Raw genomic sequence first — 24,639 nt, 5'->3', positions numbered from 1 at the left:
AAAGAAAATCAAGGGGAAGGCCCGCCGTGCCGGTTCTGGATGCCCGTGCATCGACGCGCCTTCATGTTCGTTGCCGTGGTGCTGCGTTTTATGACGACGTACTGCCTGCTACCGGACCCGTCTTAGGGTGCGAGCCTCTTGATATCCCACGGGCCGTCCGCGCGCTCGCGCTCATAGACGATGCGGTCATGCAGCCGCGACGGACGTCCTTGCCAGAATTCGATTGTGTCCGGCACGAGCCGGTAGCCGCCCCAATGTGGCGGGCGCGGCGGTGCGTCGCCGAATTTTTCGATCATTTCGCGCTCGCGCGCTTCGAGCGCCTCGCGGCTTTCGAGCGGCTGACTCTGTTCCGACGCCCACGCGCCAATGCGCGATCCGAGCGGCCGGGACTGAAAATAGGCATCGCTTTCCTCGGCGCTCGTCTTGACGATCACGCCTTCGACACGAACCTGACGTTCGAGCTCGATCCAGTGGAACAGCAGACTTGCCGCGGGATTGGCGGCGATTTCGCGGCCTTTGCGGCTATCGTAATTGGTAAAAAAAACGAAGCCACGTTCGTCGAACCCCTTGATCAGCACGATGCGCGCGGAGGGCCGGCCGTTCTCGTCGACGGTGGCCAAGGTCATGGCGTTGGGTTCGGGCAGTTTCGCGTCGAGCGCCTGGGCGAACCAGGTGTCGAACTGGCGCACCGGGTCCGGCGCGACGTCGGCGGCGTCGAGTGAGCCGCGAGAATAATTTTTGCGAAGGTCTGCGAGGGTGGTCATTTTTATGCAAACGCTACAGTCGGCGTCAGTATAGCCAAGGTGGTTCTTTCTTGCCCTTGCCGTGGTGAATCCGGTCCGGCTATCACCCCTTGGGTTTCGATAAGGCAGAATACGCAATTCGCGCGCTTTCTGCATGAATGGTCTACCAACTTTGTCAATTAGACAGGCGCTTGTAAGCTATGCCTGACGGGCCGCAGCGGCGTTTGGCTTGTTTTTGCCCATGCTCCGCGAAGCCCTTCCGCGCTTTTTCGGTTTCTGCTTCCACCTATGACTGCCACCATCGCTCCCAACGAGTCACCTTCCGCCGACGAGATCGCCGACCGCGACCGACGCTTCGGCGGCATCGCGCGTCTGTATGGCGCGCCTGCGCTCGCGGCGTTCGAAGGCGCGCATGTCGCGGTGATCGGCATAGGCGGCGTGGGATCGTGGGTGGCTGAAGCGCTGGCGCGCAGCGCAATCGGCAAGCTCACGGTGATCGATCTCGACAACGTCGCCGAAAGCAACACCAACCGGCAGATCCACGCGCTCGACGGCAACTACGGCAAGGCCAAGGTCACGGCGATGGCCGAGCGCATCCGTTTGATCGATCCCGCCTGCGACGTGCGGCAGATCGAGGACTTCGTGGAGCCGGGTAACTTCGATGCAATGCTCGGCGGCGGTTTCGACTTCATCGTCGATGCCATCGACAGCGTGCGCACGAAAACCGCGCTCATTGCGTGGTGTGTCGCGAACAAGCAGCCGCTGATCACGGTGGGCGGCGCGGGCGGGCAGCTCGATCCGACGCGTATTCGCATCGACGACCTGGCGTTGACCATTCAGGACCCGCTGCTTTCGAAAGTGCGCGGCCAGTTGCGCAAATTGCACGGCTTTCCGCGCGGACCGAAGGCGCGTTTCAAGGTCAGCGCGGTGTATTCGGACGAGCCGCTCATTTACCCGGAAGCGGCGGCTTGCGATATCAGCGAGGGCGCGGAGCATCTAGAAACCGGCGCGGGATACGCGGGCCCGGTCGGGCTGAATTGCGCGGGTTTCGGGTCCAGCGTGTGTGTGACGGCGAGCTTTGGGTTCGCGGCGGCGGCGTTCGTGCTTCGGGCGTTGGCGAAGAAGGCGGCTTAGGGCGGCAGGTTCTTGCGGGGACGTAAAAACGGCGCGCGGATAAAGTCACAGAAGCGTGAATGGTGGTGGCTTGCGTCGATGGCAGGTCGGTTTTCGCACGAATATGACGAGCTGGCGTCGCGGCAAATCCGCCAGTTTCATGCATGCACGCGAGTCGACGTGGCCACACGGCGAACATGCGCTGCTTGACATCACGCGACCAACCGCAGCCAACAAAAAACGGCCAGCTTCCACGAGCTGGCCGTTTTTGCATCCACGAGCCGATCATGCATGCTCAATTCATCGCGGCACTCAGCCTGCGCCGCCAGTACGCCACGACATCCGGCTGATTCGCCGCGAGTTCGAACACCGATAGCATCGTCTTGCGGCCGACGTCGTCCATGAACGCGCGATCGCGCACGACGATTTCCAGCAGATGTTCCAGCGCACCACCATAATCGCGGCCGGCAATCAAACGGTTCGCAAGCGCAAAGCGCGCTTCGAGATCGTCCGGTTTCGCGTGCACCGCCGCGATGAGATCGTCGGCGGGCGGCAGTCCGGCGGCTGCATCGGCGGCGTCGAGTTCGGTCTTGAGCGCGTTGTAGCGCGCGTCGATGCCCTGCGTCGTCTTAGGCGAAAGCAGCTTGTCTTCTTCCTTCGCTTCGTCGATCCGCCGTTCCGCGATCAGCCATTCGATCAAATCGAGGCGCGCATCTTCGTAACTCGGATCGAGCGCGATCGTGGCCTTGATGCGATCGATCGCGTCCTTGCGGTTACCGCTCGCCCACGCGTCGTGCGCGGCGCGGCGCTCGGCCTCGGCGCCAGCAGGCACGAGCCGGTCGAGAAACTCGCGCAATTGGCCCTCCGGCAACACGCCGATGAACTGGTCCACTGGCCGGCCTTCCGCGAACGCGATCACGTGCGGAATGCTGCGCACCTGGAAGTGCTGCGCGAGTTCCTGATTCTCGTCGACATTCACCTTGACGAGCTTCCAGTTACCGGCGGCTTCGGCTTCGAGCCGTTCCAACATCGGACCGAGCGTCTTGCACGGGCCGCACCACGGAGCCCAGAAATCGACGAGAACGGGCGCGAGCATCGACGCGTTAATGACGTCGTTTTCAAACGTAGCGAGGGTCGTTTCCATGCGTTCTCTCCTAATGCCTGCAATGTGTCTTGAAATTAGATGGGGACGCTTGCATAACTCTCAACGGCCACGGCGTTGATTCACGCCGATGCACGTCTCATGCCTCGGGCGCGCGATTCTCGCGGCGCGCGGGCGGCAGCGGAATGAACTCCGTCTCGCCGGGAACGTGCCCCATGCGCTGCTCGCTCCATGCCTGTTTCGCGGCCTCGATCTTGTCGCGCGAACTGGCGACGAAATTCCATTCGATGATGCGTGCGCCGTCGAGCGGCGCGCCACCGAGAATCATCACGCGCGCGCCGTTCGTGCTCTCGAAACGCACCGGCGCGCCCGGTTCGAGCACGGCCATTTGCTGTTCGGGCAGCGCTTGGCCGTCGATGGACAGATCGCCTTCGACGAGATACACGCCGCGTTCCTCGTGTTCGGTATCGAGCGTGAGCGCGCTGCCGCGAGCGAAATCGGCGGCGACGTAAAGCGTTGGCGAGAACGTGCGCGTGGGCGCTTGGGCGCCGAACGCGGTGCCCGCGATTACGCGCAAAGTCACGCCGTCGCGCTCGATTTGCGGCAAGGCGGACGCCGCATGATGCTCGAACGAAGGCTCGACTTCCTCGCTTGCCACCGGCAGCGCGACCCAGGTCTGGATGCCATGCATCGTCTGGCCTCGCTCGCGTTCCTCGTCGGGTGTACGTTCCGAATGGACGATGCCGCGCCCGGCGGTCATCCAGTTGACGTCGCCGGGCACGATCTTCTGCACGGAGTCGACGCTGTCGCGATGCATGATCGCGCCTTCAAAGAGATACGTGACGGTTGCGAGCCCGATATGCGGATGCGGCCGTACATCCAGTCCCTGTCCGGGCACGAGGGTTGCGGGACCGATGTGGTCGAAGAAGATGAAGGGTCCGACAGTGCGTGCTGCCAGTGCGGGGAGCACGCGCCTCACCGTGAGGCCGCCGACATCGTGTTGATGTGGTTTGAGTAGGACGCGGATCGACGTGGACATTGGCGGTTCCGGGAGCTGACGCGCCGGTTGCGCGCCTGGAACCGCCGATTCTACCGGCCGCTACGGCGATGCGCTCTCATCGGGGATGTGGAAAACGCTTCATCGACTTCGTGCGGAGTTACGCGTGCTTCACGTGTTTTTTACGAAGGGACCGCGCTTTTTGCAGCATGCGTGCAGAATGTGCGCAAACGTCAATTGATAGGAGAGGAAACCATGAGCAAGAATAAACTGTTGATCGCCATCACCGCGGGTCTTTTGAGCGCCACGGCTGCAACCGGCGCAATGGCCCAGACCTCGTCGGGCAACTCGTCGGCGGCCATGGGCCAGACCGACACTGGCGCGTCGACCGATGGCACGTCGTCGTCGGGCACGACCAAGCACAAGATGCGCAAGCACAGCGCGCATCCGTCGGCAGGCAAGAAGACGCCTGACGTCGAAACCGGCAACAATGCGGCAGCGGAATCCGGCCAAAGCAAGTAAGCGGTCCGGATTGCTGTGAAGCGCCCGCGCTTCCCTTGGGAGGCGCGGGCATTTTTTTGTCTGCATGCGCCAAGACGCCAAGGCGTTGTGAGCGCAGTTTTTCACAAGCCACCGCAGAGTGCGCCCCGCTAAACTCGTGTGACTTTCAATCGAAGTGCACGAAGGAGCGGCGATGTCGCCAAGGGATTTGTTGATTGCGTTGGTGGTGATTCTCGCGTGGGGCGTGAATTTCGTTGTCATCAAACTGGGTTTGCACGGCGTGCCGCCGTTCTTGCTGGGCGCCTTGCGATTCGCGCTGGCCGCGGTGCCGGTCTTCTTCGTCAAGCGCCCGCGAATTCCGCTGCGCTGGCTTTTCGCTTATGGCCTTTCCATTTCGTTCGGCCAGTTTGCGTTGTTGTTCTATGGCATGTCGGTCGGCATGCCGGCGGGACTTGCTTCGCTCGTCTTGCAGGCGCAGGCGTTCTTCACCTTGATCTTCGCCGCCTTCATGCTTGGCGAGCGCATCCGCGCGATGAACATAGCTGGACTCTTGATCGCGGCGGCCGGGCTAGCGCTGATCGGCATGCAGGGCGGCCACGCGATGACCCTCACAGGGTTCTTGTTCACGCTTGGCGCGGCGTCGATGTGGGCGCTTGGCAATGTCGTCACGAAGCGCATGGGCAAGGTCGACTTGCTGTCGCTCGTAGTGTGGGCGAGCCTGATACCGCCGCTGCCGTTTCTTGCGTTGTCGTTGATTTTCGAGGGCCCGGCGCGCATTGAAGCGAGCCTTGCGGCGATCCCGTCGATATCGATCTTCGCGATCGTTTACCTCTCGTTCATCGCGACCATCATTGGCTACAGCTTGTGGGGCAAATTGCTTGCGCGCTACCCGGCGGCGCAGGTCGCACCGTTCTCGTTATTGGTGCCGGTGATAGGTATTGCATCGGCGGCGGTGTTTCTGGGCGAGGCGCTGACACCGGCGGAAGTAGCGGGCGCGGCGCTGGTAATGGCGGGATTGGCGGTCAATGTATTCGGCGCACGCTTGAAACAGAGACTATTCCCCGTCCCGCGATAAAAAAACCGCGAAAAATGAACCCTTAAAGTGAAGGCGGCTAAAGAAAAAAGCAATACAACGGCCGACTTCCTTGGAAGTGCCAGAGAAGAAACTCGAACAGCGACTCCGAAAAAAGCTTTGGTCTTATGAGTTTTACCGAGAGCGTGAGTGGAGGGGGAGTGCACAAAGGGTTTGTGGTAAATAGCGGGGAACCAGTTGTGCTTCAGAAGCCGGTTCCTGAGCTGCTTTCTTTGGTTCCTTTCTTTGCAGCAGCAAAGAAAGGGACCCCACCGCCGGGGAGGCGGCTACTGAACGGAAACGCAAGGCAACGGCTCAACTCATCAGAAGCGCGAAAAAACATCAGACCGCAAAAAAGGTCCCAGCGCAGTCAAAAAAATCCGCATGCCTAGTAATTGATTACCACGAGCGCGAGCAATGGGAAGTGCCCAAAGGGTTTGTGAGAAACAGCGGGGAACCAGTTGTGCTTCAGGAGCCGGTTCCTGAGCTGCTTTCTTTGGTTCCTTTCTTTGCAGCAGCAAAGAAAGGGACCCCCCCGCCGGGGAGGCGGCTACTGAACGAGACTGCGCGAGAACCGCAAAAGAACCGCAAAAGAACCGCAAAAGAGCCGCAAACCAACGTCTTCAAGTCATGCGACTCTTAGCCAAAGGCGGATTAGCAGCAAAATACCGCCTGATGCCTTTCATAATGGCGCTAGCCATCTTGTCCCGATAGGCATCATCGTTGAGGCGAGTCTCCTCATCCGGGTTACTGATAAACGCGGTTTCGACGAGAATCGAAGGAATATCCGGTGCCTTGAGCACGGCAAACCCTGCTTGTTCGACCGATCCCTTGTGCAGTTTGTTAATGCCCCCGATTTCATTCAGCACGAAACTCCCATACCGCATGGAATCGCGAATCTGCGCCGTAGTGGACATGTCGAAAAGCGCGCGATTCACGCTAGCGTCTTGCGATTTCACGTTGATGCCACCGACCTGATCCGACGAATTTTCCTTGGCGGCCATCCACCGCGCTGCCGCGCTCGACGCACCATGTTCCGACAACGCGAAAACGGAAGAACCACGCGCCGAAGACTCGGTAAACGCGTCCGCATGAATCGACACGAATAGATCGGCGCCGACACGCTGCGCCTTCTGCACACGCACATTGAGTGGCACGAAGAAATCGGCATCACGCGTCATCATGGCGCGCATGTTGGGTTGCGCGTCGATCTTCGCGCGCAGCTTCTTCGCGATATCGAGCGCAATGTGCTTCTCATACGTCCCCGCGCCGCCGATGGCGCCGGGATCTTCGCCACCGTGACCCGGATCGATGGCCACAGTCAGAAGGCGCGTCGTCCCCGAGCGATCCTGCTTGGGCTGCGAGAACGTGTATTGGTCGCTGTCGTCGTCATCCTTCTTCGCGATCACGGGCGGCACGACGCGCGACGGCTTCGGCACGGATGGCGCAGGCATAGGCGCAGGCTTCGGCGCCACCGACGCGGCGTTGTCCGGGGCATCGCCCTGAGCGTACTTCTGGAAAAACTCGTCGGTCGAATCCTGCGAGAGCGATTTCTGCGGCGTGGCCGGCCCCGAAAGCGTGGCGGGCGGCGGCGCGGAAGGATTCGGATTGGCGCGGTCGAAGGCCTCCTGCTTGTGCTCGGACTGCGCGAGCAGTTCCATCAGCGGATCGGGCGCGACGGCCGGGTAAAGATCGAACACGAGCCGATACTTGTAGCTTCCAATTGGCCCTAGCGTGAAGACCTGCGGCTTCACCGAACCCTTGAGGTCGAACACCATGCGCACGACATGCGGCTGGTACTGACCGACGCGCACCGATTGAATCTGCGGATCGTTCGGCGTGATCTTCGAGACGAGATCGCGCAGCGACTGATCCAGATCGATGCCGTTCAGATCCACGACGAGTCTGTCCGGGCCTTGCAGCGTCTGATTGCTGTTCGTGAGCGGCTGGTCGGATTCGATGGTCACGCGCGTGTAATCGCGCGCGGGCCAAACGCGCACGCCGAGCACGGAACTCGCGTGCGCGAGCTTCGGTGCGACGAGCGCAAGCGCAAGCGTCGATGCGCCCGCGCGCAGCACCTGACGCCGCCGCCAGTTGTGCGGCGCGCTCGCACCCGATTCGATCGAATGAAACGGCTTGATCAGCATCTTTCGAGACATGTCTTTCCTGTTTCGCTAAACGCCCGCGCATTCAGCACGCGGCCTTCTTCGACTTCACGGCTCTCGTCGGGCAAGGCAAGTTCGAACACGAGGTCCGGCACGCCGAGCAGTCCGCCTGCTTGCTGCGGCCATTCGATGAGGCACACCGCGCCGCGATCGAAATACTCGCGAAAGCCTGCATCGGCCCATTCGGCGGGATCGGCGAAGCGGTAGAGATCGAAGTGATAGACATCGAGCGGCCCGCCTGGCGTGTCGAGCGAATAGGGCTCGACGAGCGTGTAAGTCGGACTCTTCACGCGGCCCGCATGACCGAGCGCGCGCAAGGTCGCGCGCACGAGCGTGGTCTTGCCCGCGCCCAAGTCACCGATCAACTGGACCTGCAAGCCCGAAAAACGTTCGGCCGAGGTTTGCTTGCGCGTCTCGTCGATGGCGCGTGCGAAGCGTTCCCCGAAGGCGAGCGTTGCCGCTTCGTCGCGCAGATCGAAGCGGCGTTCGAGGAGCGCGGAAGGAAAATCAGGCGTCGTTCGTACAGGGCTTTCGGGCATTGCTCGTAAAATGTCGTGATGAACCGATTGCCGGAACATTCCGTTGAAATCACGACCGCGTCCAGCGACGCCGCCGATGAGCCGCGCGCCTTGCATCACGTCGAACTACGCGATGAGGCCGCGCTGGCGGAACTCGCGCTACGCATCAAGACGTGGGGGCGCGAGTTGGGATTCGGTGCGGTTGGTATCGGCGATACCGACCTGACGGATGCCGAGGAAGGCCTTGCCAGTTGGCTTGAAGCAGGCTATCACGGCGAGATGGATTATATGGCCAAACATGGGATGAAACGCGCAAGGCCCGCCGAGCTTGTGGCCGGCACGCGACGGGTCATCACGGCGCGCATGGCTTATCTGCCTGGCGCGACGCTCGAGCACAAGGGCGCTGAAAGTGTCGCGACAGCCGATGGTCAGAAGAACGACTGGCGCGCCGTCGAATGGTCGCGCTTGAGCGATCCATCGCAGGCGATGGTCTCGATCTACGCGCGCGGCCGCGATTATCACAAGGTCATGCGCAACCGGCTGCAGCAACTGGCCGAGCGCATCGAAGCTGCCATCGGGCCGTTCGGGCATCGCGCGTTCACGGACTCCGCGCCGGTTCTCGAAGTCGCGCTGGCGCAAAAAGCAAGCGTCGGCTGGCGTGGCAAGCATACGTTGCTGCTCGATCGCGATGCCGGTTCACTCTTTTTCATCGGCGAGATTTACGTCGATATTGCATTGCCCGTCGACCCGCATCCCGAGACGGACGGCGCGCATTGCGGGCAGTGCACGCGCTGTATCGGCGCATGTCCGACTGGCGCGATCGTGGCGCCGTATCGCGTGGATGCGCGGCGCTGCATCTCGTATCTGACGATAGAACTTCAAGGCAGTATTCCCGAGGAGATGCGGCCTTTGATCGGCAACCGCGTGTACGGGTGCGACGATTGTCAGCTCGTGTGTCCTTGGAACAAGTTCGCGCAGGCCACGCCGGTCGTGGACTTCGATGTGCGGCATGGGCTCGATCGTTCCACGCTCGTCGAGTTGTTTGCGTGGAGCGCCGAGGACTTCGACACGCGCATGCAGGGCAGCGCGATCCGGCGTATCGGACACGAGCGATGGCTACGCAATATCGCGGTGGCGATGGGCAATGCACTGCGCGCGTCGCTCGAAAGCGTGGAGCGCGAGCGTATCGTGCAAGCGTTGCAGGCGCGCATGGACGATCCTTCCGCGCTGGTTCGCGAGCATGTGCAATGGGCGCTCGCGCAGCGCGCGGCGCCAGACGAAATAGCGAGGCCGGCATGAAGCATTTCGATGCAGTGATCGACGCGCCCTTCGGCAAAGTCGGCATTCGCGCCGACGAGCGCGCCGTGCGCGAGATCGTCTATCTTTCGGCCGAGGTCGAAAGCATCGAGTCGGACAAGCCGCTCGTGCAACAAGCCATCGCACAGATTCGCCAATATTTCGAGCAACCCGCCATGCGTTTCGATCTGCCGCTCGGCACCGGCGGCACGGCGTTTCAAGAGCGCGTGTGGAAGGGCATTTCTGGCATCGCGGCGGGACAAGTGTGGACCTACGGCCAGCTCGCGCGCGAAGTCGGCAGCGTGCCGCGCGCGGTCGGGCAAGCGTGCGGCTCCAATCCGCTGCCGATCGTGATACCGTGCCACCGGGTGGTTTCATCGAGCGGGATAGGCGGCTTCGCGCATACGCCCGGTGATGGCTTTTTTCGTGACGTGAAGCGCTGGTTGCTGGCGCATGAGGGTGTATCGATCGCATGAGCGCAATCGCCGAGGAACTGCCGACGCCGGAACTGATCGCGAGTTCGGACTCGATCGATCTCTTTTGCGACGCGCTCTGGCTCGAACACGGGCTCGCCAAGAATTCGCTCGAAGCGTATCGCCGCGACCTGAAGCTCTTCGCCGAATGGCTCGCGAAGACGCGCGGCGGGTCCATCGACACGGCGAGTGAAAGCGACCTGAACGGCTACATGGCTGCGCGCCGTGGCGACAAGGCGACCTCCGCGAACCGGCGTCTGTCCGTGTTCCGCCGATATTACGGCTGGGCGTTGCGCGAGCATCGCGCGACGATCGATCCAACCTTGAAGCTGCGCTCGGCGAAGCAGCCGCCGCGCTTTCCATCGACGCTCAACGAAGCGCAAGTCGAAGCGCTGCTCGGCGCGCCGGACATCGAAACGCCGCTCGGTCTGCGCGACCGCACCATGCTCGAACTGATGTATGCGAGCGGCCTGCGCGTCACCGAACTCGTCACCTTGAAGACGGTGGCCGTCGGCCTGAACGAAGGCGTGGTGCGCGTGATGGGCAAGGGCTCTAAGGAACGCCTCGTGCCCTTCGGCGAACAAGCGCATGAGTGGCTGATGCGTTATCTGCGTGAATCGCGTCCCGCGTTGCTAGGCGCGCGCGCCGCGGATGCGCTCTTCGTCACCTCGCGCGGCGAGGGCATGACGCGGCAGCAGTTCTGGAACATCATCAAGCGTCATGCGCTGAACGGCGGCGTGCAGGCGCCGCTTTCGCCGCACACGCTGCGTCACGCGTTCGCGACGCATCTGCTCAATCACGGCGCGGATTTGCGCGTCGTGCAGCTTCTGCTAGGTCACTCCGATATCTCGACCACGCAGATTTATACGCACGTCGCGCGCGAGCGCTTGCAAAAGCTGCATCGGGAGCATCACCCGCGCGGTTGACTTGTTCGCCAGAACGATCGTGCCGCTGCATTGGCCGTTCAGCCGATGGTGAGCGTGAAGCCGCGCCGCTACAATGCCTCCATGTCGAAAACCAAACATGTCTCCGAAACCCCGGCGACGCAGTTTCTGCGCCGTAACAAGGTCGAGTTCGGCGAGCATCCCTACGATTACGTCGAGCACGGCGGCACGGAGGAGTCCGCGCGGCAACTCGGCGTGGACGAGCATCGCGTCGTCAAGACACTCGTGATGGAAGACGAGAACGCGAAGCCGCTCATCGTGCTCATGCATGGCGACCGCACGGTGTCGACCAAGAACCTCGCGCGGCAGACGAGCGCGAAGCGCATCGAGCCATGCAAGCCCGAAGTGGCGAACCGGCATTCGGGCTATCTCGTGGGCGGCACGTCGCCGTTCGGCACGAAGAAGGCAATGCCCGTGTTTGTCGAATCGAGCATTCTCGAACTCGACATCATCTATCTGAACGGCGGCCGGCGCGGCTATCTCGTCAGTCTCGATCCGGCGGTGCTCACCGGCTTGCTCAACGCGAAGCCCGTGCAGTGCGCGAGCGTCGATTAGAATGCTGACCGCATTCGCCACGTCAAAGAAAGAGCCAACATGATTCCTCTGATCGTCGCCGTCGTGTCCTATTTGATCGGCTCGATTTCATTCGCCGTCGTCGTCAGCAAGTCGATGGGACTCGCCGATCCCCGTTCGTACGGCTCGGGCAATCCCGGCGCGACCAACGTGCTGCGCACCGGCAACAAGAAAGCGGCCATCCTCACGCTGATCGGCGATGCGTTCAAAGGCTGGCTGCCCGTGTGGGTCGTCGTGCACTTCGGCGCGGGCTGGGGGCTCGATCCGGCCGGGCTCGCGAGCGCGATCGCGCTGTCGGCCATCGCGGTTTTTCTCGGGCATTTGTACCCGATCTTCTTCAAGTTTCAGGGCGGCAAGGGCGTCGCGACGGCGGCGGGCGTGCTGCTCGCCATTCATCCGGCGCTCGGGGCGGCTACCTTGCTGACCTGGCTGATCATCGCGTTCTTCTTTCGCTATTCGTCGCTCGCGGCGCTCGTCGCGGCGGTCTTCGCACCGTTTTTTCAGGTGTTCCTGTTCGGGCCGAGCCGCATCTCGCTCGCCGTGCTGGCAATGAGCGCGCTGCTCATCTGGCGGCATCGGGCCAATATTTCGAAGTTGCTGGCGGGGCAGGAGAGCCGTATCGGCGACAAGAAAAAAGCGGCGCAGGCGGCGAGCGAGGCGGACTGAGCGCGGACCGGCGCAACGCTCGTCCTACCAAACAAAACGCCGTTCCACAGGCATGCGGAACGGCGTTTTTGCGTGCGCTGCATGGCGCTGCGGGAAAGTCCTGCAGTGCGCCGTTGGCCCGCTTGCTAAAGGTGAAAACCTCAGTCGCGGAAGTTGTTGAAGTCGAGCGGCGTGTCCGTGACTTCCTTTTTGAGCAGCGCGATGGTGCTTTGCAGGTCGTCGCGCTTCGTGCCTTGTATGCGCACCGCGTCGCCCTGAATGCTCGCCTGCACCTTGATCTTGCTGTCCTTCACGATCTTCACGACCTTCTTCGCCAGATCGCCCGACACGCCTTTCTTGATGGTCACGACCTGCTTGAGCTTGTCGCCGCCGATCTTTTCCTGCTTGCCGTAGTCGAGAAAACGCACGTCGACGCCGCGCTTGGCCAGCTTGCCGACCAGCACGTCCTTGACCTGGCCGAGCTTGAAATCGTCGTCGGCGTAGAGCGTGAGGTCGCGCTCCTTCTGTTCGACGCGAGAATCCGAACCCTTGAAGTCGAAACGCGTCGAGATTTCCTTGTTCGATTGTTCGATCGCGTTCTTCACTTCGATCATGTTTGCTTCGCTGACGACGTCAAACGATGGCATCTTGTTTTCCCCTTCAATGAGGCGAGCGCGCAGCGGGCGCGGCTCGCGCAATCGCTATAATCACAGACCTGACGTCATTCTACCGACGCGCCTGCGGTTCCCCAAGGTTGCGCCGATTCTCCCGGTTCGCCACGCGGTTTTTCCCTGTCATGTCCCACGCTTCCTTCACGCCGCCACCGTTGCTCGACGACTATTCGCTGCGAGCGCACAACACGTTCGGCTTCGACGTGCGAGCGCGTCACGCCATGCACGTCGATAGCGTCGATGCCGCGATCTCGCTCGCCGCCGATGCGCGCATCGCCAACATGCAGCAGTTCGTGCTCGGCGGCGGCAGCAATGTCGTGCTGACGCGCGAATTCGATGGCGTCGCGCTGATCGTCGGCATTCGTGGCAAGCGCGTGATCCACGAAGACGACGACGCCTGGCTCGTCGAAGCGGGCGCGGGCGAGAGCTGGCACGAGTTCGTCGCGTGGACGCTTGCGCAAGGCATGCCGGGCCTTGAAAACCTCGCGCTCATTCCCGGAACGGTCGGCGCGGCGCCTATCCAGAACATCGGCGCGTATGGCCTGGAAATGGGCGAGCGCTTCGAACGGCTGCACGCGGTGGAACTCGCGACTGGCGCGCACGCCCGTTTCGACCGGGCTGAATGCGCGTTCGGCTATCGCGACAGTTTCTTCAAGCGGGCAGGGCGCGGGCGCTTTCTGATCACGTCGGTGGTGTTCCGGCTGCCGAAGGCGTGGCAGCCGCGCGCAGACTACGCGGATGTCGCGCGGGCGCTGGAAGGCGCATCCAGCCACGATGCACGAGCCATCTTCGATGCCGTCGTCGCCGTGCGCCGCGCCAAATTGCCGGACTGGACCGTGCTCGGCAACGCGGGCAGCTTTTTCAAAAATCCGGTGGTGAGCGCGGAAGCGTTCGATGCATTGCGCGTGCGCGAACTCGGCGTCGTGTCGTATCGTCAGCCGGACGGAGCGGTGAAGCTGGCCGCGGGTTGGCTGATCGACCAGTGCGGGTGGAAGGGGCGTGGCGTCGGTGGCGCGGCGGTGCATGACCGGCAGGCGCTCGTGCTCGTGAATCGTGGCGATGCGACCGGCGCGCAAGTGCTCGAACTCGCCGAAGCGATCAAGCGCGACGTGCTCGCGCGCTTCGACGTCGAACTGGAGATGGAGCCGGTTTGCTTGTGAAACCGATGAGCGCGGGTTCGTGCGTCGAGGGCCGACGTTGGCGGCATGCGGTCGCGTTGACCGCGATGAGGTCAGCCACGCGCGCGTGACCAGACCCTGACAAACGCCGCAAAGAAGGGCGGCACTTCGATTCGAACCCCGCCCTTCCGGACAGCAACTCAGTGATTGAGCTTGCCCAGCAGCAAAAACTCCATCAACGCTTTCTGCACATGCAGACGGTTTTCCGCTTCGTCCCACACGACGCTTTGCGGGCCGTCGATCACTTCGGCGCTCACTTCCTCACCGCGATGCGCCGGCAAGCAGTGCATGAAGAGCGCATCCGGATTGGCGCGCGACATCATCTCGCTATCGACGCACCAGTCCGCGAAGGCCGCCTTGCGCGCTTCGTTTTCCGCCTCGAAGCCCATGCTGGTCCAGACATCGGTGGTGACGAGATCGGCGCCCGCGCACGCTTCGTTCGGGTCTTCGAATGCTTCGTAGAACGGCTTGCTGTCTTCAGAAACCAGCGCGTGATCGAGCGTGTAGCCGGGCGGCGTCGAGAGGCGCAATTTGAAGCCCAGAATCTGCGCGGCTTCTATCCACGTGTAGAGCATGTTGTTCGCGTCGCCGACCCACGCGACCGTCTTGCCGTGAATCGGCCCGCGTTGTTCGTAGTACGTGAAAATGTCCGCGAGCACCTGACACGGGTGATACTCGTTGGTCAGCCCGTTGATGACCGGCACGCGCGAATTTTCCGCGAAGCGCTCGATGATCTCTTGCCCGAACGTGCGGATCATGATGATGTCCACCATGCGCGAGATGACCTGCGCCGCGTCCTCTACCGGCTCGCCGCGCCCGAGCTGCGTGTCGCGCGTATTGAGGAACACCGCGTGGCCGCCTAGCTGGAAGATGCCCGCCTCGAAGGAAAGGCGCGTGCGCGTCGAATTCTTCTCGAAGATCATCGCGAGCGTGCGGTCGTGCAGCGGATGATAAGTCTCGTAGTTCTTGAATTTGCGCTTCAGAATGCGCGCGCGTTCGAGCACGTACTCGTAGTCGTCGAGTGAAAAATCCTTGAACTGAAGATAATGGCGAATTTTTTTGGCGGTCATGAAACGCAAGCGGCGGCTTCGACCCGGTGCCCGCCGATGCGCGAAGCGGCATCGAAAAGACCGGACGGCGCCGCCGTCGGGAGTGGTATCGCGTTCGAGCATAAAGGATTTTGCGATGTTTGACGAGGCTACCGAGGAGCCGATCGCTTTCTCCAGAAGGCTTCTGGACGGCCTTGCAGGGCGCTTGCAAGCATTGGTGCGCTGCGGAAGAAGGGTCGCTGCTGTATAATTGCGCTCGCTCGTTTCAACCGCTCTGCAACATTCAGCACCGTTTCACGCGTATGTGTACGAAGGCTCGCAAGAGCCGCTCGTGTTACCCCTTGCGTGTCTGGATTCAACAGTGCAGTCGAGTCCGTCTTCAGGGTGCGGGCGTGGCCAAGTCGGGAATTTTCTGTGACTGCCGCGTTCAGAGCCGCTAGTGCCTGCCAATGCAGGGCTCGTGGTTTCCGCGTCCGGTCGGCGCGTTCGCCGGTGTGCATCACCGGCTGTCAAAAGGTAATGCTACATGGCTGAATCATCCCCTACCGAGTACTTCATACAAGGCATCACCAAGAGCGGGCGCACGTTTCGGCCAAGCGACTGGTCCGAGCGCCTGTGCGGAGTGATGTCGGCTTTTGGGCCGGGGAAGAAAGGGCCGAACGCGCGCCTGCAATATTCCATCTATGTGCGGCCGACCATCATCGGGGACATCAAGGTCGTCATTCTCGACTCGCGCCTGCGCGACATCGAGCCAATGGCTTTCGACTTCGTGCTGAACTTCGCGAAGGACAACGATCTGGTCGTGACCGAAGCATGCGAACTGCCGCCGCATCACGGCACGCAGACGCAGCAGAAGCGTTAATCAGCGCTTGTGGACAGACGAAAAAAAGCCCGCGTTTGCGGGCTTTTTCTTTACTGCGCAGCGGAAACAGGAAGCTGCTTCCAGTCAACTGCGGCAAAGCATTGCATGCGCGCGTTTTCCGGAAGCAAGCCGGAATTACTGGGCAGCGGGGGCCTGCAAGCCCTTGATGGCTGCGGCCAGGCGGCTCTTATGACGAGCAGCCTTGTTCTTGTGGACGATCTTCTTGTCCGCGATGATGTCGATCGTCTTGACCGACGACTTGAACAATTCGGCTGCCTTGGCTTGGTCGCCGGCGTCGATCGCCTTGCGAACTGCCTTGATGGCCGTGCGGAACTTCGAGCGCAGCGCCGAGTTGTGCGAGTTGGCTTTGGCACCCTGACGGGCGCGCTTGCGAGCTTGTGCGGTATTTGCCATGACGGTTCCTTATCCTGTTTCTGCTGTTACTTGTCTGGAGCGCGTTACCCTTGTCTCGATGACTCCGGCGCCTTGCCGGGAGCGCTCGACATGAGCACGAGAGGGCGATTCTTAACGCACTGCCTATGATCGGAATTCCCGGGAACGATTGCCCGGGAGCCTTGAAACTTGGCCTGACAGCGTGAATCTTGCTGTCGACTCTATGCCATTTCCACGTGTCTCCCTTGCCTCCCTTGCCTGTTAGGCAAGAAATGACATGAAGCGTCGAACTGTGCGAACTGTAAGTGCGTGACGACTGCGTGGATTGTAGCAGTGCGCGAAAGCCGAGCTTCGAAACCCGTGATTATAGCAAGCAAATACGAGATGTGACAAGAAAAGCCTCGCTCTGACGCCATTGCGCCGCAAATTCGATCCAATGGGTCAAAGTGACGTGCGCGAACGCCGATGCGGCCGCCGCGATCCGAAGCGCATCGCGCACGCCCCGTATAATAAGCGCCCCATGAATCTATTCCGAGCTCTCCTGACGGTCAGCGGCTTCACGCTTTTGTCGCGCGTGACCGGCCTGATCCGCGAAACGCTGATCGCCCGTGCCTTCGGCGCCAGTCTATACACCGACGCGTTCTATGTCGCGTTCCGCATACCGAACCTGCTGCGGCGTCTGTCCGCGGAAGGCGCGTTCGCGCAGGCGTTCGTTCCTATCCTCGCCGAGTTCAAGAACAGCCAGGGTCACGATCCGACCAAGGCGCTCGTCGATGCCATGTCCACCGTGCTCACCTGGGGCCTCGTCGTGCTTTCGCTCGTCGGCATGGCCGGCGCGAGCTGGGTCGTCTTCGCGGTCGCGTCCGGCCTGAAGCACGATGGTCAGGCGTACGTCCTTGCCGTTGAGATGACGCGGATCATGTTCCCGTACATCATCTTTATCTCGCTGACGACGCTCGCCTCGGGCGTGCTCAATACGTACAAGCAGTTTTCGTTGCCCGCGTTCGCGCCGGTGCTCCTGAACGTGTCGTTCATTCTCGCGGCGGTGTTCGTCGCGCCGCATCTGAAATTGCCGGTGTACGCGCTGGCCTACGCGGTGATCGCGGGTGGCGCGTTGCAGTTCCTCGTGCAGTTTCCGGGGCTGCGGAAGATCGACATGGCGCCGCGCATCGGGCTCAACTTCTTGCAGGCGCTGCGGCATCCGGGCGTGAAGCGCGTGCTGCTGAAGATGGTGCCCGCCACGTTCGCGGTGTCGGTCGGACAACTGAGCCTCATCATCAACACGAATATCGCGTCGAATATCGGGCAGGGCGCGGTGTCATGGATCAACTACGCCGACCGGCTGATGGAGTTTCCCACCGCGCTCCTCGGCGCGGCGCTCGGCACGATCCTGCTGCCGAGTCTCTCGAAAGCCCACGTCGATGCCAACAACGACGAGTATTCCGCGCTGCTCGACTGGGGTTTGCGCATCACCTTTCTGCTCGCGGCGCCGAGCGCGGTCGCATTGTTCTTCTTCGCCGAACCGCTCACCGCGACGCTCTTTCACTACGGCAAGTTCGACAGCCATTCCGTCGTGATGGTCGGCCGCGCGCTGTCGGCGTACGGCATCGGGCTGATCGGGCTGATCCTCATCAAGATCCTGGCGCCGGGCTTCTACGCGAAGCAGGACATCAAGACGCCGGTGAAGATCGCCATTGGCGTGCTCATCATGACGCAGGTGAGCAACTACGTCTTCGTGCCGATCTTCTCGCACGCGGGTCTTACGCTCTCTATCGGCCTCGGCGCGCTCGCGAACGCACTGCTGTTGTTCATCGGCTTGCGTCGCCGGCAGATCTATAAGCCGTCGCCGGGCTGGCTGCTATTCTTCGTGCAGATGATCGGGGCATGCCTCGTGCTGGCTGGAACCATGCACTGGGTCGCTGGCAACTTCGACTGGATCGCCATGCGCGCAACGCCGTTCACGCGGATCGCGTTGCTGGGTGCGAGCCTTGTCGTGTTCGCCGCGTTATATTTCGGTATTCTGGCGGCGATGGGCTTCAAATACGCCTATTTCAAGAGACGAACGCTTTGATGACGACAACGCGTATCCTCGATTACTTCACTTCGCTCGTGGCGGACGACGAGAGTCTTCCGCTCACGGAAGCGGCTTTGTCGCTTGCGCAGGACGCGTATCCCGATCTCGACATGCAAGCGGTGCTCGCGGAGATCGACGAACTCGTCGTGCGGGCGCGCCGCCGCATGCCCGACGACGCGGACATGAAGCAAAAGGTCGAGGCGCTCAATCGTTATTTCTTCCGCGAATTGGGTTTCTCGAGCAACCTCAACGATTACTACGACCCGGACAACAGCCATCTGAACGTGGTGTTGCGACGGCGTCGCGGCATTCCGATTTCGCTTGCGGTGATCTATCTGGAAATGGCCGATCAGCTCGGTCTGCCCGTGCGCGGCGTGTCGTTTCCCGGGCATTTCCTGCTGCGTGTCTCGACGCCCGATCACGATCTCATGCTCGATCCGACCACCGGCCAGACGCTTTCCGAAGCGCAGATGGTCGAAATGCTGGAGCCGTACGTGCAGCGCGTGGGCGAATCCATTGGCAGCGCGTTGCGCGTGTTGTTGCAGCCTGCGACGCGCCGCGAGATCGTCGCGCGCATGCTGCGCAATCTGAAAAGCATCTACTTGCAGACGGAGCGCTGGCAGCGCTTGCTCGCCGTGCAGCAGCGGCTCGTCATCGTGTTGCCGGGAAGTATCGAGGAAGTGCGCGACCGTGGTTTTGCCTACGCGCGGCTCGATTATCTGCGTCCGGCGCTCGAAGATCTGCAGCGTTATCTGGAAGATCGTCCCGATGCGGAAGATGCAACCGTCGTCGAAACCGAGCTGCATGAACTGAGGCAGCGCACGCAGCACGACGGCGACTAAGAACGGCGGAGCGATCCGCCGTTTTTTTGCTTACTTCGGCTGCATGCGAATTGCGCCGTCGAGACGGATGACTTCGCCGTTGAGCATCGGGTTATCGAAGATCTGTTTGACGAGCAGCGCGTATTCGTTCGGCTTGCCAAGACGCGGCGGGAACGGAACCATGGCGCCGAGCGCGTCCTGTACGTCTTGCGGCATGCCGAGCAGCATCGGCGTTTCGAAGAGACCAGGCGCGATGGTCATCACGCGGATACCGTTTCTCGACAAATCGCGTGCGATGGGCAACGTCATGCCGGCCACGCCGCTCTTGGACGCCGCATAGGCCGCCTGACCCATTTGCCCGTCGAACGCCGCGACCGACGCCGTATTCACGATCACCCCGCGTTCGCCCGTTTCGTTGGGCGCGTTCTTCGACATGACCTCGGCCGCGAGCCGGATCATGTTGAACGTGCCGATGAGATTAACCGCGATGACCTTGCTGAACAGATCGAGCGGATGCGGCCCGTCGCGGCCCACCGTCTTCGATGCCGGCGCGATGCCCGCGCAGTTCACCAGTCCACGCAGAGTGCCGCGTTGCGTGACGGCTTCGATGGCGCGCTGGCCGTCGCTCTCCTGACTGACATCGCATTTGACGAACTCGCCGGACAACTCCTTCGCCAGCGCGGCGCCCGCCGCTTCGTTCATGTCCGCGATGACGACCGTTCCGCCTAACCCGGCGACGAGCCGCGCGGTGGCCTCACCCAGGCCGGACGCGCCGCCAGTGATCAGAAAAACGTTGCCTTGTATCTCCATGTCTCTTCTCCTTGATATGAGGAAGTGCTGCATTCGCGGCCCTCGTGAGGCCGTTCGATTTTATGGCTCGCCGTTTTAGCTTGGCGAGCAAGTCTGAAGGCGTAAAAAAACCCGCTCGGCGAAGAGCGGGTTTTCCGTGACGCGGGCAAGTTACTTCAAAGCATCGAACACGCGCGTGCGAATTTCATCGACCGCGCCGAGCCCGGAAATCTTGCGATACTCCGGCGCCTTCAGCCCGTTCGTTTCACCGCGCTTCGCCCAGTCGTTGTAGTACGCGATGAGCGGCTTGGTCTGCGCTTCATACACGTCGAGCCGCTTCTTCACGGTTTCTTCCTTGTCGTCGTCGCGCTGGATCAGCGGCTCGCCGGTGAAGTCGTCCGTCATGTCGTTCTTCGGCGGATTGAACTTGACGTGATACGTGCGGCCCGACGCCGCGTGAACGCGACGCCCGCTCATACGCGTGATGATCTCGTCGAACGGCACGTCGATTTCCAGCACGTAGTCGATTACGACAGCCGCGTTCTTCATGGCTTCCGCTTGCGGAATGGTGCGCGGGAAACCGTCGAACAGATAGCCGTTCTTGCAGTCGTCCGCGAGCAGCCGCTCCTTCACGAGATTGATGATGAGCGTGTCCGGCACGAGCTCGCCCGCGTCCATATAGCCCTTGGCCTCGACGCCGAGCGGCGAGCCCGCCTTCACGGCCGCGCGCAACATGTCGCCGGTCGAGATCTGCGGAATGCCGAACTTTTCCTTGATGAAGTTTGCCTGGGTGCCCTTGCCCGCGCCGGGTGCGCCCAACAGGATCAAACGCATGGTGATATCTCCGAATCGTCTAGAAACCGCGCGGCGAGTCTGAATCTGCATCCGGTGGCCAGGCTCGCGCGGCGTCGACGACAGAGCGCGCAGCCGATTCGAAAGTCGGCGCGGCACCCGCGGACAGCGGCGCAACGTTGAGCGTGGCGCTGACCGGAAGGCTCGCGCAATCGCTTGATTATGCCACGGCTCATTACGAACGCGGCCGTAATAACGGCGATAGAAATCGCTGTGATTCCCGCCGCGCAAGCGTTTGGCGGGGGTATACACGGGTTGTGCGAGCTTTCAGCCGGCGCTGGAAAAGAGCGCCTGGACGCGCGCGAGATCGGCGGGTGTATCGACGCCCGGTGCAGGTGTTTCATGCGTGACGCGCACCGCGATGCGCTCGCCATGCCACAACGCGCGCAGTTGTTCGAGCGCCTCGGCGGCTTCGATGGGCGCTTGCGCGAGGTTTGGAAACTCGCGCAGAAACTTCGCGCGATACGCGTACAGGCCAATATGCCGCAGCACGTTTTCGGGCACCGCGGGCAGCGCCGAAAGCGCGGCGACGTCCGGCCAGTGCGATTGCCACGCGTCGCGCGTCCAGGGAATGGGCGCACGCGAGAAGTAGAGCGCGACGCTCTTCGCATCGAGCACGACTTTCACGACATTCGGATTGAACACGTCGGCGGGATCGTGAATGGGATGCGCGGCCGTGGCGATTGCGCATTCGGGATGCGCCGCGAGATGCGCGGCGACATCGCGCACGAGTTGCGGGTCGATGAGCGGCTCGTCGCCCTGAACGTTCACGACGATGGCGTCGTCGGGCCAGTTCAGACGCGTCGCCACTTCGGCGAGACGGTCGGTGCCGGTGGGGTGATCCAAGCGCGTGAGCATCACTTCGATGCCGTGATCGCGCGAAGCCTCGACCACGCGATCGGAGTCGGTTGCGACGATCACCTGGCTCGCGCCGGACTCGCGCGCGCGTTCGGCGACGCGCACGACCATCGGCTTGCCGCCGATATCGGCGAGTGGTTTGTTCGGCAGCCGTGTGGAAGCAAGACGCGCCGGAACGACGGCGATGAACGGCACGGACATGATCGGACCTTACGCGCCGCCAACCGGCTTCAACGGTTCGACCGGCGTGCCTTCCACCGTTTGACGCGCTTCGTCGACGAGCATCACGGGAATGCCGTCGCGAATGGGATAAGCAAGCTTGTCCGCGCTGCAGACGAGTTCCTGCGCCGCGCGGTCATAGGTGAGCGGACCCTTGCAGATCGGGCAGACGAGGATTTCAAGCAGACGTGCGTCCACGGAGTTTCTCCACAACTAGAGCGATGAGGCGAGGCCTGAGCACGGCTTGCACGGGAACGACCCAGATGCGCGCATCACGCCAGGCCCCAAATTTTACTGCATCCTTCTCGGTGATCAGGATGGCGTCGGCTTTCACGTCCTCGAAAGGATTCTCGCGATACGAATAGTGATCGGGGAACGCGCGCGTGCCAGGCGTGATGCCGGCGGCGCGCAAGGTCGCGAAGAAACGCTCGGGCGAACCGATGCCCGCGGCGGCGACCACTTTCTCGCCTGCGAACTGCGCGAGCGGACGGCGCACCGATGGATCGTCGAGCAGCCAGGCATCGCCCGATTCGAGTTCGAGCGCAAAGGTGTTGGGCCACGGCGGCAAGGTGCGGTCGTAGGGGCTGTTGATGAGCGTCGCGTCGCGATGGCGCGACATCGGTTCGCGCAACGGGCCGGCGGGCAGCAGGAAGCCGTTGCCGCCGAGGCGATCGTCGAATACGACGAGCTCGAACACGCGCGCGAGCCGATAGTGCTGCAGGCCGTCGTCGGACACGATGACATCGACTTCGGGATGCGCCTCGACCAGCGCACGCGCCGCCGCCACGCGATCCGGGCACACGAAGACCGGCGCGTGAGTGCGGCGCGCGATCAGCAGGGGCTCGTCGCCGACTTGCGCGGCGGCCGAGGTCGGCGCGACGCTCGTCGGCTTCGCGATCTTCGCGCCGTATCCGCGCGAAACGACGCCCGGCTGATGCCCTGCCGCGCGCAGAGCCTCGACGAGCGCGATGACTGTCGGCGTCTTGCCCGTGCCACCGACCGTCACGTTGCCGACGACGACCACCGGCACGCCGACATCGACGCGCTTGATCCAGCCGAGTTCGAAGAACGCTCGGCGCGTCGCGGCAATCGCGCCGAAGATGCAGGCGAAGGGCGTGAGCGCCCACGCAACGGGACCGCGCTTGCGCCATTCGCGTGCGAAAAAGTTTTCGATGGGCGGTTTGAAGTCAGACATGGTCCGCCTTCGCGACGATGGCGTTTGAGCCGGTCAACGGGTGAAGCTTGGCGCGCAACGGCAACTCCTTCTATACGGTCAGCGTTGAACGGAATGCATGGCCGGCGACGATTGCTACGCAGGGTCAGGCCGGTGCTCGAACCCCGGACTCTATCGCGCGGACGGCCTCGACGCCAGCCGGTTAGCCAAACGGCCGAGGGCGAGCGCCTGTGGATAACTCTGTGAAAAACTCGCGGCCGAAGAGCAGCGATTCCGCGTCAGGAAAGAGTTGCTTCGGATAATGCAGACATAAGACGAATATAAGCGAGTTAAATCAACGAGTTGCAACGTACTCAAAGGCTCGCCGGGGTGCTTGCGATCAGCAAGCGGTAAGTCTTTCTGTGTGGACACTTGCTACACTGGCGTACCTTATCCGGCGGATCTTGTCCATCAGTCAGATGGTTCTTCCGGCCCGATCTTTCGCTTTCTCGCCCATGACTCCCGATTCTTTGATGCCGCAAGGCAGCGATGCCGTCATCCCCGTTTCCGTGCTCAATCGTGCGATCAACACGATGCTCGAACGGTCGTTTCCGCTCGTGTGGGTATCGGGCGAAGTCTCGAACTTCACGCGCGCCGCGAGCGGACACTGGTACTTCTCGATCAAGGATGCGGGCGCGCAGATGCGCTGCGTGATGTTTCGCGGCCGCGCGCAATACGCCGAATTCACGCCGCGCGAAGGCGACAAGATCGAGGTGCGCGCGCTCGTCACCATGTACGAGCCGCGCGGCGAACTGCAACTCAACGTGGAAGCGGTGCGGCGCACGGGGCAGGGGCGGCTTTTCGAGGCATTTCTGCGGCTGAAGGCGCAGCTCGAAAGCGAAGGCTTGTTCGCGGCGGAACGCAAGCGCGCGCTGCCGACGCATCCGCGTGGCATAGGCATCGTGACGTCGCTGCAGGCGGCGGCGTTGCGCGACGTGTTGACGACGCTCGCGCGCCGCGCGCCACATGTGCCGGTCGTCGTTTATCCCGCGCCGGTGCAAGGAACGGGCGTCGGCGCGAAGCTCGCGGCGATGGTCGAAGCGGCGAGCGCGCGGCGCGAAGTCGATGTGCTGATCGTGTGCCGGGGCGGCGGGTCCATCGAAGATTTATGGGCGTTCAACGAGGAAGTGCTCGCGCGGGCGATCGCGGCGAGCAGCGTGCCGGTGGTGAGCGGCGTCGGCCATGAGACCGACTTCACGATCGCCGATTTCGCCGCCGACATGCGCGCGCCGACGCCGACCGCCGCTGCCGAACTCGTCAGTCCGCAGCGCGTGGTGTTGCTGCAGGAATTGGATCAGCGTCACGCGGCGCTCGCACGAAGTTTTGGCCGGACGATGGAGCGTCGCGCCCAAGAACTCGACTGGCTCGCGCGCCGCCTCGTGAGTCCCGCCGAGCGTCTGGCAAGGCAACACGTGCATCTGCGGCAACTGGCGAGGCGGCGGGGCGGGGGGGGGGGGGGGGCGGGGGGGGGGGGGGGGGGGGGGTGGGGGGGGGGGGGGGGGGGGGGGCGGGCGCGGG

The 24,639-nt window shown here is 62.4% G+C and carries 26 protein-coding genes; 13 read left to right on the top strand and 13 right to left on the bottom strand.

Translation table 11 applies throughout. The features are described from left to right. Positions 1-122: 122 nt before the first annotated feature. On the bottom strand, positions 123-764 hold the full coding sequence (gene pdxH, locus NCT04_RS11880) for a pyridoxamine 5'-phosphate oxidase (RefSeq protein ID WP_250465577.1): 642 nt from the start codon (positions 762-764) through the stop codon (positions 123-125). Positions 765-1,031: 267 nt separating this feature from the next. Between pdxH and NCT04_RS11875 the strand changes: the two genes are divergently transcribed. Then, entirely contained in the window at positions 1,032-1,877 is an 846-nt protein-coding gene (locus tag NCT04_RS11875; RefSeq protein ID WP_250465576.1) for a tRNA threonylcarbamoyladenosine dehydratase, read from the top strand. A 274-nt stretch (positions 1,878-2,151) separates the two neighbouring features. Here NCT04_RS11875 and trxA read toward each other — a convergent pair whose 3' ends face one another. Both trxA and NCT04_RS11865 read right to left on the bottom strand, forming a co-directional pair. Then, positions 2,152-3,000 carry a thioredoxin gene (gene trxA, locus NCT04_RS11870; protein WP_250465574.1) on the bottom strand — a complete coding sequence of 283 codons (849 nt, stop codon included), beginning with the start codon at positions 2,998-3,000 and terminating at the stop codon, positions 2,152-2,154. Between the two features lie 97 nt (positions 3,001-3,097). After that, on the bottom strand, positions 3,098-3,997 hold the full coding sequence (locus tag NCT04_RS11865; RefSeq protein WP_250465572.1) for a pirin family protein: 900 nt from the start codon (positions 3,995-3,997) through the stop codon (positions 3,098-3,100). A gap of 213 nt (positions 3,998-4,210) precedes the next feature. Between NCT04_RS11865 and NCT04_RS11860 the strand changes: the two genes are divergently transcribed. Together NCT04_RS11860 and NCT04_RS11855 are read left to right on the top strand one after the other, a co-directional pair. After that, positions 4,211-4,477: a hypothetical protein gene (locus NCT04_RS11860; protein ID WP_244826168.1), complete on the top strand. Its 267-nt coding sequence runs from the start codon at positions 4,211-4,213 to the stop codon at positions 4,475-4,477. A gap of 172 nt (positions 4,478-4,649) precedes the next feature. Next, positions 4,650-5,531, top strand: a complete 882-nt coding sequence (locus NCT04_RS11855; protein WP_250465571.1) for an EamA family transporter — start codon at positions 4,650-4,652, stop codon at positions 5,529-5,531. Between the two features lie 620 nt (positions 5,532-6,151). Here NCT04_RS11855 and NCT04_RS11850 read toward each other — a convergent pair. Beyond that, on the bottom strand, positions 6,152-7,687 hold the full coding sequence (locus NCT04_RS11850; protein ID WP_250465569.1) for an N-acetylmuramoyl-L-alanine amidase: 1,536 nt from the start codon (positions 7,685-7,687) through the stop codon (positions 6,152-6,154). Then, positions 7,669-8,232, bottom strand: coding sequence for a tRNA (adenosine(37)-N6)-threonylcarbamoyltransferase complex ATPase subunit type 1 TsaE (gene tsaE, locus NCT04_RS11845; protein WP_244826165.1), 564 nt, complete (start codon positions 8,230-8,232; stop codon positions 7,669-7,671). Before tsaE ends, NCT04_RS11850 begins: the two co-directional genes overlap by 19 nt. 18 nt (positions 8,233-8,250) lie before the next feature. Between tsaE and queG the strand changes: the two genes are divergently transcribed. The 5 genes from queG to plsY all read left to right on the top strand — a co-directional run bounded on the left by queG (position 8,251) and on the right by plsY (position 12,163). Then, a complete protein-coding gene (gene queG / locus NCT04_RS11840) occupies positions 8,251-9,510 on the top strand; it encodes a tRNA epoxyqueuosine(34) reductase QueG (protein WP_250465567.1) in 1,260 nt (419 codons plus the stop codon). After that, positions 9,507-9,983 carry a methylated-DNA--[protein]-cysteine S-methyltransferase gene (locus NCT04_RS11835; RefSeq protein WP_250465565.1) on the top strand — a complete coding sequence of 159 codons (477 nt, stop codon included), beginning with the start codon at positions 9,507-9,509 and terminating at the stop codon, positions 9,981-9,983. Before queG ends, NCT04_RS11835 begins: the two co-directional genes overlap by 4 nt. Next, positions 9,980-10,906 (top strand): site-specific tyrosine recombinase XerD, encoded by a 927-nt coding sequence (gene xerD, locus NCT04_RS11830; RefSeq protein WP_250465563.1) that lies wholly within the window; start codon positions 9,980-9,982, stop codon positions 10,904-10,906. The genes NCT04_RS11835 and xerD overlap by 4 nt, the downstream gene beginning before the upstream one ends. A gap of 81 nt (positions 10,907-10,987) precedes the next feature. Continuing rightward, positions 10,988-11,479: a Cys-tRNA(Pro) deacylase gene (gene ybaK, locus NCT04_RS11825; protein ID WP_250465561.1), complete on the top strand. Its 492-nt coding sequence runs from the start codon at positions 10,988-10,990 to the stop codon at positions 11,477-11,479. A gap of 39 nt (positions 11,480-11,518) precedes the next feature. Beyond that, on the top strand, positions 11,519-12,163 hold the full coding sequence (plsY, locus tag NCT04_RS11820) for a glycerol-3-phosphate 1-O-acyltransferase PlsY (RefSeq protein WP_244826160.1): 645 nt from the start codon (positions 11,519-11,521) through the stop codon (positions 12,161-12,163). 140 nt (positions 12,164-12,303) lie between these two features. Here the strand turns inward: plsY and NCT04_RS11815 are convergent, their stop codons facing one another. Continuing rightward, entirely contained in the window at positions 12,304-12,789 is a 486-nt protein-coding gene (locus NCT04_RS11815) for a YajQ family cyclic di-GMP-binding protein (RefSeq protein WP_244826159.1), read from the bottom strand. Positions 12,790-12,938: 149 nt separating this feature from the next. Between NCT04_RS11815 and murB the strand changes: the two genes are divergently transcribed. Beyond that, on the top strand, positions 12,939-13,973 hold the full coding sequence (gene murB, locus NCT04_RS11810; protein WP_250465559.1) for a UDP-N-acetylmuramate dehydrogenase: 1,035 nt from the start codon (positions 12,939-12,941) through the stop codon (positions 13,971-13,973). Positions 13,974-14,131: 158 nt separating this feature from the next. On the opposite strand, the gene argF is transcribed toward murB, so the two are convergent. Then, entirely contained in the window at positions 14,132-15,061 is a 930-nt protein-coding gene (argF, locus tag NCT04_RS11805; RefSeq protein WP_250465558.1) for an ornithine carbamoyltransferase, read from the bottom strand. A 505-nt stretch (positions 15,062-15,566) separates the two neighbouring features. Between argF and NCT04_RS11800 the strand changes: the two genes are divergently transcribed. Beyond that, complete coding sequence (locus NCT04_RS11800) at positions 15,567-15,902, top strand: DUF3579 domain-containing protein (protein WP_244826156.1); 336 nt, start codon at positions 15,567-15,569, stop codon at positions 15,900-15,902. 135 nt (positions 15,903-16,037) lie between these two features. Here the strand turns inward: NCT04_RS11800 and rpsT are convergent, their stop codons facing one another. Then, entirely contained in the window at positions 16,038-16,316 is a 279-nt protein-coding gene (rpsT, locus tag NCT04_RS11795; RefSeq protein WP_244826155.1) for a 30S ribosomal protein S20, read from the bottom strand. Positions 16,317-16,815: 499 nt separating this feature from the next. Here rpsT and murJ point away from each other — a divergent pair, with 499 nt between their 5' ends. After that, positions 16,816-18,366: a murein biosynthesis integral membrane protein MurJ gene (gene murJ, locus NCT04_RS11790; protein ID WP_350030011.1), complete on the top strand. Its 1,551-nt coding sequence runs from the start codon at positions 16,816-16,818 to the stop codon at positions 18,364-18,366. Further along, positions 18,366-19,211, top strand: a complete 846-nt coding sequence (locus NCT04_RS11785; protein ID WP_244826153.1) for a SirB1 family protein — start codon at positions 18,366-18,368, stop codon at positions 19,209-19,211. The genes murJ and NCT04_RS11785 overlap by 1 nt, the downstream gene beginning before the upstream one ends. Before the next feature lie 30 nt (positions 19,212-19,241). On the opposite strand, the gene NCT04_RS11780 is transcribed toward NCT04_RS11785, so the two are convergent. The 5 genes from NCT04_RS11780 to lpxK form a co-directional block, all read right to left on the bottom strand. After that, positions 19,242-20,000: a 3-hydroxyacyl-CoA dehydrogenase gene (locus NCT04_RS11780; protein ID WP_250465554.1), complete on the bottom strand. Its 759-nt coding sequence runs from the start codon at positions 19,998-20,000 to the stop codon at positions 19,242-19,244. A gap of 150 nt (positions 20,001-20,150) precedes the next feature. Beyond that, a complete protein-coding gene (gene adk / locus NCT04_RS11775; protein WP_250465552.1) occupies positions 20,151-20,813 on the bottom strand; it encodes an adenylate kinase in 663 nt (220 codons plus the stop codon). A 285-nt stretch (positions 20,814-21,098) separates the two neighbouring features. Next, a complete protein-coding gene (gene kdsB / locus NCT04_RS11770) occupies positions 21,099-21,890 on the bottom strand; it encodes a 3-deoxy-manno-octulosonate cytidylyltransferase (RefSeq protein ID WP_250465550.1) in 792 nt (263 codons plus the stop codon). A gap of 9 nt (positions 21,891-21,899) precedes the next feature. Then, on the bottom strand, positions 21,900-22,106 hold the full coding sequence (locus NCT04_RS11765; protein WP_244826149.1) for a Trm112 family protein: 207 nt from the start codon (positions 22,104-22,106) through the stop codon (positions 21,900-21,902). After that, positions 22,087-23,103 carry a tetraacyldisaccharide 4'-kinase gene (gene lpxK / locus NCT04_RS11760; protein WP_244826148.1) on the bottom strand — a complete coding sequence of 339 codons (1,017 nt, stop codon included), beginning with the start codon at positions 23,101-23,103 and terminating at the stop codon, positions 22,087-22,089. The genes NCT04_RS11765 and lpxK overlap by 20 nt, the downstream gene beginning before the upstream one ends. A 473-nt stretch (positions 23,104-23,576) precedes the next feature. On the opposite strand from lpxK, the gene xseA reads away from it, so the two are divergent. After that, positions 23,577-24,639 (top strand): exodeoxyribonuclease VII large subunit (xseA, locus tag NCT04_RS11755; RefSeq protein ID WP_250465549.1); only part of this gene is annotated, 1,063 nt, incomplete at its 3' end.

The organism is Caballeronia sp. GAFFF2, assembly GCF_023631485.1.
Classification (GTDB): Bacteria; Pseudomonadota; Gammaproteobacteria; order Burkholderiales; family Burkholderiaceae; genus Caballeronia.
The sequence above is the reverse complement of the archived record's forward strand: the minus strand, read 5'-3'. Positions and strand labels throughout refer to the sequence as shown.